Source organism: Streptomyces sp. NPDC040610 (assembly GCF_055594065.1).
This window is the reverse complement of the sequence record NZ_JBVIXA010000003.1, coordinates 422520-437158: the sequence shown is the minus strand read 5'-3', so window position 1 is coordinate 437158 and position 14639 is coordinate 422520. Positions and strand designations below refer to the sequence as shown.

Below are 14639 nucleotides of genomic sequence, written 5' to 3'. Positions count from 1 at the left end.
TTTATTGACAACATCCTGTCGACATGACAGCATTCTTACAACGTCACCGAGTGACACCATGGAGGACACCATGAGCGCCACGACCACCGCCGTTCACCTCGCCGTCTACGACGCCCTCGCCGACTGGGAGACGGGCTACGCCACCGCCTACCTCGCCCGCGCGGGCCACACGATCCGTACCGTCGCCGCCACCCGCGAGGCCGTCACCACCGTCGGCGGCGTCCGCATCCAGCCCGACCTGACCCTCGACGAGCTGCGCCCCGAGGACAGCGAGCTGCTGATCCTGCCCGGCGGGGACCTGTGGGACACGGGCGACTCGCTCGCCCCGTTCGCCGCCGCGGCCCGCACGTTCCTCGACGCGGGCGTGCCCGTGGCCGCGATCTGCGGGGCCACGGCGGGGCTCGCCAGAGAGGGACTGCTCGACGACCGGGCGCACACCAGCGCGGTGTCGTTCTACCTGGACGCGACGGGCTACAAGGGCGCGGACCGGTACGTCGAGTCGGACGCCGTCACCGACGGCGACCTGATCACGGCGGGACCGACGGAGCCGGTGGCGTTCGCCCGCGAGGTCCTCAAGCGGCTGGGCGCGTTCGAGGGCGAGAAGCTGGACGCCTGGTACCGGCTGTTCCACGACTCGGACCCGACGGCGTACGAGACGCTCGCGTCATGAGCGGCACGGAGCGGGGCAGCGGTGAGCGGGTCGGCGGCGGCGAGCCCGTCGTCAACGTCACGGTCGGCGAGGGCGTCGTCGGCCTGCCCGAGCAGGACCTGCTCACCCGCACCGCCCTCGGCGTCTTCCGCCTCAACGGCCAGTTCCTCTCCGTGTCGGAGGAGATGGCCCGCCCGGCCGGACTCACCGCCGCCTGGTGGCAGGTCCTCGGTGCGGTCCTGCGCGAACCGCAGCCCGTCGCGGGGATCGCCCGCACCATGGGCATCACCCGGCAGAGCGTGCAGCGCATCGCGGACCTCCTGGTGCGGGGCGGACTCGCCGAGTACGCCCCCAATCCGGCCCACCGCCGCGCCAAACTCCTCCGCCCCACCGACGAGGGGCGCGCGGCCGTCCAGCGCATCCAGCCCGCACACGCGGACCTCGCCACCCGGCTCAAGGAGGCCCTCGGCGAGGAACAGTTCGCGCAGACCGCGCAGACGTTGGAGCGGCTCTCCGAGGTCCTCACGGAGCTGGAAGCGACCGTCAAGCCCTAGCCAGGACGAGGGCGTCGTACAGCGGCGAATCGGCGAACGGCAGCACCTCACCGAACCACTCGTAGCCCCACGTCTCGTACAGGGAGCGCACCTTGGGGTGGGAACGCTCGACGAGGAGCGTTGCCCGCGGCTCGGGTCGGCCGTCGAGCAGATGCGCATGAATCGCCTTCGCCGCGCCGGTGCCCCGTGCCTCATCGACGACCATGAGCTCGGACAGGGCGAACGTCCGGTGGCCGTCCTCGTCGACGGCGCCATCCGGCACCGGCGTGCGAAGCCCGGCCCACCACCTGGTCCCACTCTGAAGGGTGCAGCCGTAGGCATAGCCGACCGCGGCCCCGTCCAGGTAGCCGACGACCACGGCGAAGCCGGGCACCTCCGTGTTCCAGCCGAGCCGCTCGTCGAACCGCTCGACACTGTGGAAGCCCTCGGCCAGCCGGTCGGCGTAGATCTCCGCGTACAGGTCGAGGAGTTGAGGGCGAACCCCGTCGAGCCCTGCCGCCCCCCGTCGTTCCAGCCGCATGCCGTCCACGCTCACGCTCCCGCCCGTCGTGTCTCCTCCAGGAAGTCGGCCGCCGCGGGTACGTGGGCATGGCGGCGCATCTGCTGCCTCAGGCCGTTCAGCTTGTGTTGTACCCGCGCGCTCTGAATCCGCCGGCCCATTGTCACTGCGTGCCGGGCCCGTCCGCCTCTGCAAGTGGGGCGAGCGGGGGCCCTTCGCCCAGTGACGATCCCATGCTCTTGTGCGGGCGGCCGCGCACCGTACTGCGCGGCCGCCCTCTCGCCCGTTGCTCTGCCTCTCCAACCTGGCAACGGGGAGCTTGGCCGACTCCGGCCGTGCGCACGCGGGTGCGCTGCGCGCGCTCCGGGGCCGGTGACGGAGACGCGTACGCCACCGGCCGGGCCCCGCCCACCCCAGCGTCCTGGGGGGCCTGGAGCGGGCGGGGGTCTACAGCATGCTGGCTGTCGGGCACCTTCGGGCGTGGATGTAGGAGTACACCGGGCCGCTCATGCCCTGCCAGAGGTGCGGTCGAGCCTCGGTGCCCGGTTCGATGCTGGTCCGGCAGTTCACGCACCATGGCGGCGGCTTCCCGGCCTGCTTCCGCGCGGCCAGGTGCTCGGCCGTCAGGGACTGGCCGCGCTCGCAGGGGCCGAGGGGGCAGCGCAGGCAGTCGATGCCGTGGTCGTACCAGTCGAGGTACGTGGCCAGGGCGCGGCTCTGGACCACATGGCAGGCCGAGCAGGCCCGCGGGCGCCAGTCACCGGTGCCGCCGAGGTCGACGCCCTCGCCGCCGTCGAGGTCGCGTGGGCACCAGACGCACACGGTGCCGGACCGCTGCTGGACCGTGAGGGCGGTACCCGCGGGCACGACGAACAGACGCAGGGCTTCTGTCACATCACGCATGGGCACTCGCCCCTGACCCGAGAGACCGGCCCTCCCACGCGTCGCGCAGCCGTGCGCCTTCAGGGCAGTCGGCAAGGATGCCCAGGTGGATGCCGGGGCAGTTGTCGAGGTGGTCCCGGTAGGCCCTGTCCAGGTCCGGGAACTCGGTCAGGTGCGGGAACTCGGTCAGGTCGTTGGTGTCCACGCCCTGACAATCTCAACGAGGCGGGTGTGTACGGGATATGACAACCTATGACACAGAGTTGATCATGCGTGTGGTGGCCGTGACCGGCACCAGGGACACGGGGCACCTCCGCCCCGACGCGTACGCAGAACTGTTCCGGTACTACCTCGGGCCGTTCGCCACCCGAGAGGCGCGCTTCTACGTCGGGGGAGCCAAGGGCATCGACTCCATGTCTCTGATCTGGCTGGCGGGCAACACCCCCGCGGCCATCACCGTCGTCGTACCGGGCTTCGTCGACCAGCAGCCCGACGAAGCCCGGCAGGCCATCGCCCGCACCCGCGACCGCATCGAGGAGATCGTCGAACTGCGAGCGCCGGAGTTGAAGACGCCCGCCTACCACGCACGTAACCGGTGGATGGTGGACCGCGCGGGCATGACGATCGGCTTCCCGCACCACTCTGAAGAGTCCTCGGGTACCTGGCAGACGCTCAACTACACACGCGATCAGGGGAAACCGCGCCTGATCGTGCCCGTGTAGGCCACGCCTGCTCCACCATGGCGACATGGGCGATGTGAAAGATCGAGCCGCCGGGGCCGCACGGCTGAAGGAACTACGGCACCACCGTGGCCTGTCCCTCGCCGCCGTCGCCCGCGCGCTCACTCTCCTCGCCGAGAAGCTGCACCAGCCGACCCTGCCCGCCGTGGCCAGCGTGCAGCGGTCCGTCGCCCGGTGGGAGGCGGCCCGGCCGACCACGCCGGACGAGCGGTATCAGCTCCTGCTCGCGCACCTCTACGCGCGCACCCCTGCGGGTGACGTCTCGCTCGGCCCAGGCTCCGACTTCGCCGAATACCTGCACGCGCTCAGCCTGCTCGGCGAGAGCGAAAGCCGGATCACCGAACTCCGCAGCCTGCTCCTGCGAGCGGCCACCGACTCCGGCTCCGGCCTGCTCGCCCTGCTCGCTCCAAGGACCCAGGCGGGGCTGAGCGCAGCGCTCGCGGACCCGTCTCAGGCGGACGAGATGACCGTGGCGGGGCTGGCTGCTGTCGTGGCCGACGTCAACGCCCAGGTGGGCTCACTGCCGATGGTGCGCCTCCAATTGCTCCTCGCCCCGGCAGTCGAAGCAGCGAGGCGCCTGCTCGCGGGACCGGCCCCCACCCCGCTCGTGCCCCACCTCCGAGACGTCGTGATCACCGCTGCGGCCCTGGCCGGCCGCCTCGCGTTCGAGACGCGGGACGACGCCGCATCCCGAGCCCTGTACGGCGAGGCCACCCGCGAGGCAGGCCGTCTCGCGCAGCCATGGCGACAGGCCGGCGTGCACATGAGCCACGCCCTCGTCACCCTCTACTCACGGGACGGCCTCGACGGCGCGCGCCGACTGGTCGACCAGGCCGTGCGAGCCGCGCGCACCGGGGAGAGCACGTTGATCCGCGCGCGGACACACGCCCTTCAGGCCGAGTTGGCCGCGCGGGCCGGGCACGAGCGCCAGTCACAGGCCGCACTGGGGCTCGCCTGGTACGACATCGAAGCCGATCACACCGACGACCCGGCGCCCACCTCGTTCTCCCCCGGGCATCTTCGCGGCTTCGAAGGCGTATGCGAGCTGTATGTCGGCGATCCCGCGGCCGCGCACGACCGGTTCGCCCGCTCGGCGGCGGCGTTGTCCGCCCCTCGGGAGCAGGTCCAGAAGGCCATCGTCACGACGGACCAGGCGCTCGCCCGCATCCGCCTCGGCGAGCCCCAGGACGCCGTGCAGCTGCTGCACCGGTGCGTGGCGGCGGCCTCGATCACCGGGGGCCGCGTGCCCGGGCTTCGCCTGCGGCAGGCACGGAAGGAACTGCGGCCCTGGCGACGAGAGAACTGGGTCGCGGACCTCGATGACCACTTGATGGACGTCCTCAGTTCCTGAGCATCGGTGTTGACACCCCGTCAGTGAGCGGCTGTTCGCATCTCGGCACTCATTGCTCCCCTGGTTCGTCTTCGGCGAGGAGCAAAGTCAGTTCGCGGGCCGTGGCGCGCAGTTCGGCCGCGGCTTCCACGAGCGATTCGGCGAGCGCGTCCAGCCCTGCCGCGTCGAAGCTGCGCGCGACGCCGGACTGCTCGACGTACACCTGGATGTCGCGGCTCGCCAGGCGGGAGTACGGGGCCTGCGCGAAGAGAACCGTGAAGAGGCCCTCGCTGTCGAACGTCAGCTCGCGGGCCGGGCCGTAGTGGGTGATGTCGACGTGGTACTGCGGTACCGCACCCTCGTGTCCGGCGCACCACGAAGGGCACGGGACGGTGACGTCACCGACGTCCACGGTGGGCAACGTGACGGCACGGGCTGGCATAGGTCCGGCTCCTCGTTGGTCAGGGATCGGTTCCGGCCGCCCAGTGTTTCGATCACCCTCGAAGGGCTGCCCCGTCCCTCACGGATGTGTCACAGATTCCGTCGACAGACTGCGGAAAAGGCTCATATGTAGTGGGCTTATCAAGGACTCGGGGGCGTCCCATGAACCGTGCGCACGGTGCGTAGACTCCTCGGTCTGTCGCACGGCGATGTACACGCGGTCACCGCCTTCGGTGGCTGAAAAACAGGGGGAGGACGGCGCCGATGGCCATGGAGAAACTCGGCCCCGGGGATCCGCAGCGGATCGGTGCCTACCGGCTGCTCGCGCGGCTCGGCGCGGGTGGCATGGGGCAGGTGTATCTGGCGCGCTCCGATCGCGGGCGCACCGTCGCGGTCAAGCTGGTCCGTGAGGAGTTGGCCGCGCAGGACGAGTTCCGGGGGCGGTTCCGGCAGGAGGTGGGGGCCGCGCGGCGCGTCGGCGGGGCGTGGACCGCGCCGGTCCTCGACGCGGACACCGAGGCGGGCATCCCGTGGGTCGCCACGGGGTACGTCGCCGGGCCCTCGCTGCAAGCCGTCGTCTCGCACGACCACGGGCCGCTGCCCGAGCGGTCCGTGAACATCCTCGCGGCCGGGCTCGCCAACGCCCTCAAGGACATCCATGCGGCCGGGCTCATCCACCGCGACCTGAAGCCGTCCAACGTCCTCGTCACCATCGACGGGCCGCGCGTCATCGACTTCGGGATCGCCCGCGCCCTGGAGACCGTCACGGACGGGGGCCTCACCCGCACCGGGGCGCTCGTCGGCTCACCCGGCTTCATGGCACCCGAGCAGGTGCGCGGGGATCGCGTCACCGAGGCCTGCGACGTCTTCTGTCTCGGGTCCGTCCTCGCGTACGCCGCGACCGGAGCGCTGCCCTTCGGGACCGCCAACAGCGGTGTGCACGCGCTGATGTTCCGCATCGCACAGGAAGAGCCCGACCTGGAGGCCCTGCCCGAGTCGCTGCGCGACCTCGTCGGGCACTGCCTCGCCAAGGCGCCGGGCGATCGGCCGTCGCTGGACGAGATACTCGCCCGGACCGGGGCCGAGGACACCCTCTCCGAGGGCAAGTCCCTGGAGCCCTGGCTGCCCGGGGCCCTCGTCGCCCAACTGGGACGGCATGCGGTGCAGTTGCTGGAGATCGAGGAGCCGGAGGGGGCGGCCGGGGGCACGTCAGGTTCCGGTGAGCCCACACCGGGGGCCGACGCGGGAGCAGCACCCGGAGCGGCAGGAGCGGCTGCGGCAGGAACTGCGGGAGCAGCAGGAGCCGGGGCAGCGGCAGGCGCAGGCGCGGCCGCCGCTTCGGCGCAGGGCGCCCCCGCCCCCGGCCCCACCCCCGCCGCATCCCCCGGCCAGGCCGACCCCGCCACCCCGTCCGGCCAGGACACCCCACCCCCACCCGGCGCCCCCGGCCACGCCCCCGTCAACCACCTCCCCACCATGGTCAGCGGCCTGCCCCCGGCCCCGACGGCCGCGCCGGCACCCGCTCACACCCCCACTCCCGCCCCCACACCCGCCCACTCCCCCGCGTACGCCTATCCGCACCAAGCCCCCGGCTACGGATATCCGCACCCCCAGCAGCCCCCGTACGGCTCCACCCCGCCGTACGGCCCCACGCCCCCGTACGGCCTCCCCGCAGGGGAGCCGCAGCGGCGCAGCGGGCGGTCCACCGCGCTGCTCGTCGCCGTGGCGCTGATCGTCGCGCTCGGCGCGGGCGGCACCGTGTACGCGACGATGAAGGGGGACGACGGCGACCCGAAGGCGCGTGGCGGGGGTGACGGGAAGAACCGGGAGAGCAGCGCGCCGGAGACGCCCGGCTCGCCGTCGGAGTCCGACTCCGGGCCGACCCCCTCGCCGTCCACGTCCGCCGTCTCGGACAAGACCGTGCCGGACAAGTTCCTCGGCACCTGGAACGGCACGGTCAGCGGAGACGCCGGTCTCAGCACGCGTCGGCTGACCCTTCAGCAGGGCGAGAAGGGCGACACCGTCCTGTCCATGACGGCCGACGGGCCGATGGAGGGCGGCGGCACCTACCACTGCGTGTTCCAGGGTGAGTTGGAGTCCGCGAGCGAGGGCCGACTGACCATCGGCCCGACCCGGGTCACCGTCGGCGGGCCCCCGGCGTGCACCCCCGGCAAGCCGACCGTGATCACGATCCTGCCGAGCGGCGAACTCCACCGCGTCAACACCGACGGCAGCCGCGCCCTGACGTACACCAAGGGCAGCTGACGTACACCAGGGGCGGCTGACGTACACCGACGGCAGCCGAGGGGAAGGGCGACTGGCGAGCGAGGGCAAACCGCCCGCACAGCAAGCCAGTTGAACCCCTCACGAACGTCCGGCGGCGGAACGGCGAAGTCCCCCGCCGTGGCGTTCCCCGCCCCGGGGGCGCCTCCGTAGCGTGCGGGCGTGAACTGGTTGAGCCCCGAGAACGTCGTCGCCGTATCGACCGCCGCGCTCGGGCTGCTCGCCACGATGGGTGCCATCTGGTACGAACGGCGGGTGCCGCGCCGCAAGCGCATCGGGTACCGCGTGCAGATGGACACCGCGATCGGCGACAACGTCCGCACGGGCGGGGCGAACGCGCGGCTCGGGCTCTTCGACGAGACGCCGGAGATGTCCGACGCCACGCTGGTGCTGCTGCGGGTGGAGAACGACGGGTCGCAGTCCATCGGCGACGCCGACTACACGGGGCGGGCGCTGCACGGCCTGACCGCCGTGTTCACGGGCCGCACCGTGCGCGGCCTCGCCGTCACCGCGCAGGCGGGCGCCGACCATCTGATGGAGCACTTCACCCCGGCGGCGGGGCTGCGCTACGACGGCTCGACCGTGTACATCCCGCGCGTCCCGCTGAACCGCGGCCAGCACTACAAGCTGCTCGTCCTGCTCACCGGCGGCGCCGTCGGCCGCGAGATCACCGTGTCCGGCGGCATCCAGGCGGGCGAGGTGCAGCCCAACAGGTCCACCACGCCCGACGACAAGCCGCCGCTGTTCAGCCGCCCCGCGAAGGTGCTGACCGCCCTGCTCACCGCGTCGGTGGTCACGCTCGCCGCGATGATCCTGGTGGGCGAGGACGACCCGACGCCGATCGAGTGCGCCACGGGGCGGCTGACCGTCGTGGGGTCGACGGCGTTCCGGCCCGTCGCCGAGGAGCTGAAGGAGAAGTACGAGGACGACTGCCCCGGCGCCTCGATCAGCGTCAGCGCGCACGGCAGCACGGCGGGGATACGGGAACTCGACGCGGCGGGCGCCGATTCGGCCCGGTCCGCGAAGAAGTCGCCGTCGCTGATCGCCCTGTCCGACGGGCCCAGGTCGGACGGCTATCCGCGGCTCGTCGAGCACCGCGTGGCGGTCTCGGCGTACGCGCTCGTCGTCAACGACGGGGTGCGGCTGCGGAATCTGTCGCTGAAGGACGTGCGGCGGCTGTACCGGGGCGAGATCAGGAACTGGAAGCAGCTCGGCGGGGCCGACCAGGAGGTCGTCCTGGTCAGCCGAGGGTCCAGCTCCGGCACCCGCGACACCCTGCAACGCCGCCTGCTCGACGGCGACTTCGAGATCAAGGCGTCGTCCAACGACTGCGTGCGCAAGGACGACGCCCGCGCCCCCGTGATCCGCTGCGAACTCGACTCCACCGAGCAGGTACTCGACGCCGTCGCCCGCACCCCCGGCGCCCTCGGCTACAGCGAACTGCGCGCCGCCGCACGCCTCAAGGGCCTGCACCGGCTGTCCCTCGACGGCAGGCAGCCGTCCTCGGACGGCCTCACCGAAAGCGGCGGCTACCCGTACCGCGAGATCGAGTACGCCTACACGTACGGACAGCCGCCCGCAGACTCGCTCGCGTCCGGTTTCCTCGCCTACGCGCGCGGCAGCGGCCAGGACGTGATCCGCGTCCATGGCCATCTGCCGTGCGCGACACCGGAGGGATTGCGCGCCTGTGCCGAACTCCCGGACCAGGCGCGCGGGTCGACCGCTAGATGAACGAGTTGATCTCGATCGTCTCGTCGCGGCCGGGGCCCACACCGATCGCCGAGATCGGCGCGCCGGACATCTCCTCCAGGGCCTTCACATAGGCCTGCGCGTTCTTCGGCAGGTCGGCGAAGGTCTTGGCCTGGGTGATGTCCTCGGACCAGCCCGGCAGCGTCTCGTAGATGGGCTTCGCGTGGTGGAAGTCCGTCTGGTTGTACGGGAGTTCCTCGACGCGCTTGCCGTCGATCTCGTACGCGACACAGACCGGGATCCGCTCCCAGCCGGTGAGGACGTCCAGCTTGGTGAGGAAGAAGTCCGTCAGGCCGTTCACGCGGGTCGCGTAGCGGGCGATCGGGGCGTCGAACCAGCCGCAGCGGCGGTCCCGGCCCGTGGTCACACCGCGCTCGCCGCCGATGGTGCGCAGCGCCTCGCCGTCCTTGTCGAACAGCTCGGTCGGGAACGGGCCCGCGCCGACACGCGTGGTGTACGCCTTCAGGATGCCGATGACACGGCTGATCTTCGTCGGGCCCACGCCGGTGCCCGTGCAGGCGCCGCCCGCGGTCGGGTTCGACGAGGTGACGAAGGGGTACGTGCCGTGGTCCACGTCCAGGAGCGTGCCCTGGCCGCCCTCGAACAGGACGACCTTGTCCTCGTCGAGCGCGTTGTTGAGGATCAGCGTGGTGTCGGCCACGTACTGCTTGATGTTCTCGCCGTGCTCCAGGAGCTGCTCGACGATCTGCTCGGCCTCGATGGCGCGGCGGTTGAACACCTTCGTCAGGAGCTGGTTCTTCTGCTCCAGGGCCGCTTCGACCTTCTGCTTCAGGATCGACTCGTCGTAGAGGTCCTGGACGCGGATGCCGGTGCGGTTGATCTTGTCGGCGTACGTCGGGCCGATGCCGCGGCCGGTCGTGCCGATCTTCCGCTTGCCGAGGAAGCGCTCACCGACCTTGTCGACCGTCACGTTGTACGGCGTGATGATGTGCGCGTTACCGCTGATCAGCAGCTTCGACGTGTCGACGCCGCGCTCGTTCAGACCGCTCAGCTCGGAGAGCAGGACCGACGGGTCGACGACGACTCCGTTGCCGATGACCGGGACACAGTCCGGCGAGAGGATCCCGGAAGGGAGGAGATGCAGCGCGTACTTCTGGTCGCCTACGACAACCGTGTGGCCGGCGTTGTTGCCGCCCTGGTAACGCACTACATAGTCCACGGAGCCACCGAGCAGGTCGGTGGCCTTTCCCTTGCCTTCGTCACCCCACTGAGCACCGAGCAGCACGAGTGCGGGCACAGGCGTACACCCCTTCCGGGCGGGGCATGTCCAAGGTCAGGGGCCACAGCGACAGGCCGTCGGCCGCCGATGTGGGTGTGCCTTGGTTGCCCCGGAATAGACGAAGCCCCTGGCGCAATAGCGCAAGGGGCTCTTGCACAAAGATGCTACCCGAGACCTAAAGAAAGGGCGCACGTGTCGTCTCGCGACCAGCTTCTGGTGGTCATCGACCCGGTCGCCCGGCGCACGGACGGGGAGTCCGTACGCATCGCCAAGGACGTGCTTGGCGCGGGCGCGGGCGTCAGGGTGTGCCTGCCCGAAAGCCCCGAGGAATTCACGAAAGCGCTGGTCAGGCGAGGGGCACGGCGGCCCGTCGTGGTGGGTGACGATGCCGCGCTGCTGCGCGCGGTCGGTGTGCTGCACCGGGAGCGGGCGCTCGCGTCCGCCGTGCTCTCCGTCGTTCCCGTCGGCTCCGCCGCGTCCGCCGTCCGCCTGGCCCGGGGGCTCGGGGTGCCCGCCGGGGCGGTCGCCGCGGCGCGGGCCGTCCTGGAGGGGGCGCCCCGGCGGCTCGATCTGCTCGTGGACGACCGGGACGGGGTGGTCGTCGGGGATGTGCTGATTCCGCCCGTGGGGGCGGTGGCGGGCGGCGGGGGCGGCGCTCCGGGGGACGATCCCGGCGGGGCCGGGGGCGGGGAGCGGCATCCGTGGCTGCGGACCTGCCAGTCGCTCGTGCGGACGCTGGCCGTGCGGCCCTCGCGGGTGGTGCCCGGCGGCCCTTCGCGGCTGCGGGTCGAGGCGGACGGGGTGACGCTGGTGGACCTCGACCAGCCCGTCGAGGGGGTGCGGGTGCGGCCCGGCGGGGCGGGGTTCGCGCGGGTCGAGGTGCATCCGGCGTCGGTCGGGGCGGAGGTCGCGCCCGTGCGGGCGCGGGCGCGGTCGGTGACGGTGTCGGGGCCGGACTTCCGGTACCGGGCGGACGCCGTCGTGACCGGGCCTGTGCGGAGCCGGACGTGGCACGTCAGGGCGCAGGCCTGGGGGCTGGTGCTGCCGCGCTGAGGTGCCGCTCGCGGTCAGCGGGGCGGGCGACGCGGGTCAGCGGGGCGGGCCGAAGAGGGACTCCCTGTGGGTGCGCCAGCGGGTCATCATGCCGGCCAGTTCCCCCTGGACGAACTCGAAGAAGGCGAGGGTCTCCTCCAGGCGGTGGCCCGCGGGGGAGTCCGGGCCGAGGCTCGCGATGCCGTCGCGCAGGGCGGTCTCCCAGCGCTTGAGGACGGAGTCCCGGTTGGTCAGCGCCTCGTACCACTGGTTGCTGTGCACCCGGAAGATGTCGCGCCGCGAACCGGGCTCCCGCTCGCGGGCGACCATGTACTGCTGGGTCAGATAGCGCACCGCCCCCGACACCGCCGCCGGGCTCACATGCAGCCGCTCCCCCAGCTCGGCCGCCGTGAGCGCGCCGGACTCGGAGGCGAGGAGCGCGGCGAAGACGCGTGCGGGCATGCGCGGCATCCCGGCCCAGACCAGCTGCGCGGCGAACTGCTCGGTGAACCGGGACGCGGCCGCCAGGTCCTCCGTCGGGCCCTCTGCCAGGTACTCCGCGCGCGCGCCGTCGGGCCCGTCCGCACGGCTCGCCGCCGTGCCCTGCTCGTCCGTGCTCATCCCTGGATCATCTCCCCTGCTCGCCCCGGCCCTCCCAAGTTTATACAGTTCCTTAACTTCACAAATTTGTGAAAGCAGCGTACGTTCAAAAACATGACGAAGGCAATCACCGTCTCCGGGCTGCACAAGTCGTTCGGCCGGACCCACGCGCTTGACGGCCTCGACCTCGACGTCGAGCGCGGTGAGGTCCATGGCTTCCTCGGGCCCAACGGGGCCGGCAAGTCCACCGCCATCCGCGTCCTGCTCGGCCTGCTGCGGGCCGACTCCGGCGCCGCGCAGCTCCTCGGCAAGGACCCCTGGCACGACGCCGTGGAACTGCACCGGCGCCTCGCGTACGTACCGGGAGACGTCACCCTGTGGCGCAACCTCTCCGGCGGCGAAGTCATCGACCTGTACGGCAGGCTGCGGGGCGGCCTGGACCAGGAGCGGCGGGCCGAGCTGATCGAGCGGTTCGAGCTGGACCCGACGAAGAAGGGCCGCGCCTACTCCAAGGGCAACCGCCAGAAGGTCGCCCTGGTCGCCGCGTTCGCGTCGGACGTCGAGCTGCTGATCCTCGACGAGCCGACGTCCGGCCTCGACCCGCTGATGGAGGAGGTCTTCCAGAGCTGCGTGGTCCGGGCCCGCGAGGAGGGCCGTACCGTCCTGCTGTCCTCGCACATCCTCAGCGAGGTGGAGACCCTCTGCGACCGGGTCAGCATCATCCGCAAGGGCAGCACCGTCGAGTCCGGCTCCCTGGCCGACATGCGCCACCTCACCCGCACCAGCGTCCGCGCCGAACTCGCGGGCGAGCCGACCGGGTTGTCCGGGCTGCCGGGCGTGCACGGCCTGGAGATCGAAGGGCACCGCGTGGCGCTCCAGGTCGACACCGACAAGCTGGACGCCGTCCTGCGCGCCCTGACCGACTCCGGCATCCGCACCCTGACCAGCACCCCGCCCACCCTGGAGGAGCTGTTCCTGCGGCACTACCAGGAGGACGTGGGGCCGGCGCGTACCGAAGGGGCGATGGCGCGATGACCGCCGTCACCGGCACCCGGCCGCTGCTGCGCCTGGCGCTGCGCCGCGACCGCGTCATCGTCCCGGTGTGGCTCGCCGTCATCGCGACGATGGTCCTGAGCATGCCGAACACCCTCAAGGAGGTGTACGGCACGGCGGCCCAGCGCGCCGACCTGATGGACTCGCTGGCCACCAACGCCTCCCTGCGCGCCCTCTACGGCCCGGTGTTCGACGAGTCCTACGGCGGGCTCACGGCGTGGCGCGTCGGCACCTTCGCCGGGGTGTTCGCCGCCGTGATGAGCCTCGTCATCGTCGTACGGCACACGCGCGAGGAGGAGGAGACGGGGCGCCAGGAGATGATCTCCTCGGCCATGGTCGGCCGCCGCGCGCCCCTGACGTCGGCGCTGCTCACGGCGCTGGTCGCGAACGCGCTCCTCGGCCTGCTCGTCGCCGCCGGACTCGCGGGCGAGGGCGGCTCGGGGGCGCTCGCGCTGGGGCTCGGCATCGCCGGGGTGGGCATGGTGTTCGCCACGATGGCGGCGATGGTCGCCCAGTTCACGGAGAGCGCCCGGCTCGCCAAGGGCCTCACGTCGGCGCTGCTCGGCGCGGCGTTCGTGCTGCGTGCGGCGGGCGACTCGGCGACGGCCGACGGCTCCTCGCTCCTGACCTGGCTGTCCCCGGTCGGCTGGCTGGAGAACCTGCGCTCCTTCGGCGCCGAACGGTGGTGGGTGCTGCTGCTCTTCGCGGGCGCCATCGCCGTCCAGACCATCGGGGCGTACGAACTCGCCGGGCGCCGCGACGTCGGCATGAGCTTCCTGCCGTCCCGGCCGGGCCCCGCGCACGGCCGCATCGGCACGGCGGGCGCCCTCGCCCGGCGGCTGCAGCGCGGCGCCGTCATCGGCTGGAGCCTCGGCTTCCTCGCCGCCGGAGTCGTCTTCGGCGGGATGACGGACGGCGCCACCGACCTGGTCGGCGACAACGAGAACACCCGCGAGATCTTCGAGCGCATGGGCGGCCAGACCGGCCTCACCGACGCCTTCCTCGCCGCGATCGTCGGCATCATCGGCATGGTCGGCGCGCTCTACATCGTCGCCTCGGTGCTGCGGCCGCACGGCGAGGAGACCTCGGGGCGCGCCGAGCCGGTCCTCGCGAACGCGGTGGGCAGGCTGCGCTGGGCGGCGGGCCACCTCGTCGTCGCCTTCGCGGGCGCCGCGCTGATCATGCTGCTCGCGGCCTGCGGGCTCGCCATCGGGTACGGGCAGGACTTCGGGCCGATCGTCGGCGCCTGCCTGGTCCAGCTGCCCGCGATCTGGCTGATCGGCTCCCTCGCGGTGCTGCTGCACGGCGTCTCGCCGCAGCTGGCCGTCGGCGCCTGGGGCGTGGCGGGCCTCGCCCTGCTCATCGGCTGGATCGGCCCCGCCCTCGACGTACCGCAGCCGGTCATGAACCTGTCGCCGTTCTCGCATCTGCCGAAGCTGCCGGGACAGGACATGGCGTGGAGCCCGGTGCTGCTGCTCACGGCGGTGGCGGTGGCCCTCACGGCGGCCGGGCTCGTGGGGCTGCGCCGCCGGGACCTGGCGACCGGCTGACGCGCCGGGACGACCCCGGGGGCCGCCGCAGCACGGG

Annotated in this window: 15 protein-coding genes; 9 read left to right on the top strand and 6 right to left on the bottom strand. The window is 72.1% G+C overall.

Features of this window, described 5'->3' with window-relative positions; genetic code table 11:
• Positions 1 to 70 precede the first annotated feature (70 nt).
• Both ACZ6AA_RS14655 and ACZ6AA_RS14650 read left to right on the top strand, forming a co-directional pair.
• Complete coding sequence (locus tag ACZ6AA_RS14655) at positions 71 to 670, top strand: DJ-1/PfpI family protein (protein ID WP_471458224.1); 600 nt, start codon at positions 71 to 73, stop codon at positions 668 to 670.
• Positions 667 to 1203 (top strand): MarR family winged helix-turn-helix transcriptional regulator, encoded by a 537-nt coding sequence (locus ACZ6AA_RS14650; RefSeq protein WP_471458222.1) that lies wholly within the window; start codon positions 667 to 669, stop codon positions 1201 to 1203. The genes ACZ6AA_RS14655 and ACZ6AA_RS14650 overlap by 4 nt, the downstream gene beginning before the upstream one ends.
• On the opposite strand, the gene ACZ6AA_RS14645 is transcribed toward ACZ6AA_RS14650, so the two are convergent.
• From ACZ6AA_RS14645 to ACZ6AA_RS14635, 3 genes are all read right to left on the bottom strand, one after another.
• Positions 1193 to 1723 carry an N-acetyltransferase gene (locus tag ACZ6AA_RS14645; protein WP_468460999.1) on the bottom strand — a complete coding sequence of 177 codons (531 nt, stop codon included), beginning with the start codon at positions 1721 to 1723 and terminating at the stop codon, positions 1193 to 1195. The genes ACZ6AA_RS14650 and ACZ6AA_RS14645 overlap by 11 nt on opposite strands.
• Before the next feature lie 426 nt (positions 1724 to 2149).
• Complete coding sequence (locus ACZ6AA_RS14640) at positions 2150 to 2605, bottom strand: hypothetical protein (protein WP_468460998.1); 456 nt, start codon at positions 2603 to 2605, stop codon at positions 2150 to 2152.
• Positions 2598 to 2789, bottom strand: coding sequence for a hypothetical protein (locus ACZ6AA_RS14635; protein WP_087885146.1), 192 nt, complete (start codon positions 2787 to 2789; stop codon positions 2598 to 2600). The genes ACZ6AA_RS14640 and ACZ6AA_RS14635 overlap by 8 nt, the downstream gene beginning before the upstream one ends.
• Before the next feature lie 64 nt (positions 2790 to 2853).
• Here ACZ6AA_RS14635 and ACZ6AA_RS14630 point away from each other — a divergent pair, with 64 nt between their 5' ends.
• On the top strand, positions 2854 to 3306 hold the full coding sequence (locus tag ACZ6AA_RS14630) for a DNA-processing protein DprA (RefSeq protein WP_471458219.1): 453 nt from the start codon (positions 2854 to 2856) through the stop codon (positions 3304 to 3306).
• 25 nt (positions 3307 to 3331) lie between these two features.
• The gene (locus ACZ6AA_RS14625; RefSeq protein ID WP_468483588.1) at positions 3332 to 4675 is read left to right on the top strand and encodes a hypothetical protein; all 1344 of its coding nucleotides are present in this window, start codon (positions 3332 to 3334) and stop codon (positions 4673 to 4675) included.
• Between the two features lie 49 nt (positions 4676 to 4724).
• Here ACZ6AA_RS14625 and ACZ6AA_RS14620 read toward each other — a convergent pair whose 3' ends face one another.
• Positions 4725 to 5096 (bottom strand): DUF6907 domain-containing protein, encoded by a 372-nt coding sequence (locus ACZ6AA_RS14620; RefSeq protein ID WP_468483587.1) that lies wholly within the window; start codon positions 5094 to 5096, stop codon positions 4725 to 4727.
• A gap of 269 nt (positions 5097 to 5365) precedes the next feature.
• Between ACZ6AA_RS14620 and ACZ6AA_RS14615 the strand changes: the two genes are divergently transcribed.
• Both ACZ6AA_RS14615 and ACZ6AA_RS14610 read left to right on the top strand, forming a co-directional pair.
• Positions 5366 to 7360 carry a serine/threonine-protein kinase gene (locus ACZ6AA_RS14615; protein WP_471458476.1) on the top strand — a complete coding sequence of 665 codons (1995 nt, stop codon included), beginning with the start codon at positions 5366 to 5368 and terminating at the stop codon, positions 7358 to 7360.
• A gap of 180 nt (positions 7361 to 7540) precedes the next feature.
• Positions 7541 to 9109: a substrate-binding domain-containing protein gene (locus tag ACZ6AA_RS14610; protein WP_471458216.1), complete on the top strand. Its 1569-nt coding sequence runs from the start codon at positions 7541 to 7543 to the stop codon at positions 9107 to 9109.
• On the opposite strand, the gene ACZ6AA_RS14605 is transcribed toward ACZ6AA_RS14610, so the two are convergent.
• Positions 9102 to 10385, bottom strand: a complete 1284-nt coding sequence (locus ACZ6AA_RS14605) for an adenylosuccinate synthase (RefSeq protein ID WP_468460986.1) — start codon at positions 10383 to 10385, stop codon at positions 9102 to 9104. The genes ACZ6AA_RS14610 and ACZ6AA_RS14605 overlap by 8 nt on opposite strands.
• Before the next feature lie 174 nt (positions 10386 to 10559).
• Between ACZ6AA_RS14605 and ACZ6AA_RS14600 the strand changes: the two genes are divergently transcribed.
• On the top strand, positions 10560 to 11420 hold the full coding sequence (locus tag ACZ6AA_RS14600) for a diacylglycerol kinase (RefSeq protein ID WP_471458214.1): 861 nt from the start codon (positions 10560 to 10562) through the stop codon (positions 11418 to 11420).
• 36 nt (positions 11421 to 11456) lie between these two features.
• Here ACZ6AA_RS14600 and ACZ6AA_RS14595 read toward each other — a convergent pair whose 3' ends face one another.
• Positions 11457 to 12020: a GbsR/MarR family transcriptional regulator gene (locus ACZ6AA_RS14595; RefSeq protein WP_471458212.1), complete on the bottom strand. Its 564-nt coding sequence runs from the start codon at positions 12018 to 12020 to the stop codon at positions 11457 to 11459.
• A gap of 93 nt (positions 12021 to 12113) precedes the next feature.
• Between ACZ6AA_RS14595 and ACZ6AA_RS14590 the strand changes: the two genes are divergently transcribed.
• Together ACZ6AA_RS14590 and ACZ6AA_RS14585 are read left to right on the top strand one after the other, a co-directional pair.
• Positions 12114 to 13034, top strand: a complete 921-nt coding sequence (locus tag ACZ6AA_RS14590) for an ABC transporter ATP-binding protein (RefSeq protein WP_471458210.1) — start codon at positions 12114 to 12116, stop codon at positions 13032 to 13034.
• On the top strand, positions 13031 to 14602 hold the full coding sequence (locus ACZ6AA_RS14585) for an ABC transporter permease (RefSeq protein ID WP_468460978.1): 1572 nt from the start codon (positions 13031 to 13033) through the stop codon (positions 14600 to 14602). The genes ACZ6AA_RS14590 and ACZ6AA_RS14585 overlap by 4 nt, the downstream gene beginning before the upstream one ends.
• Positions 14603 to 14639: the final 37 nt, after the last annotated feature.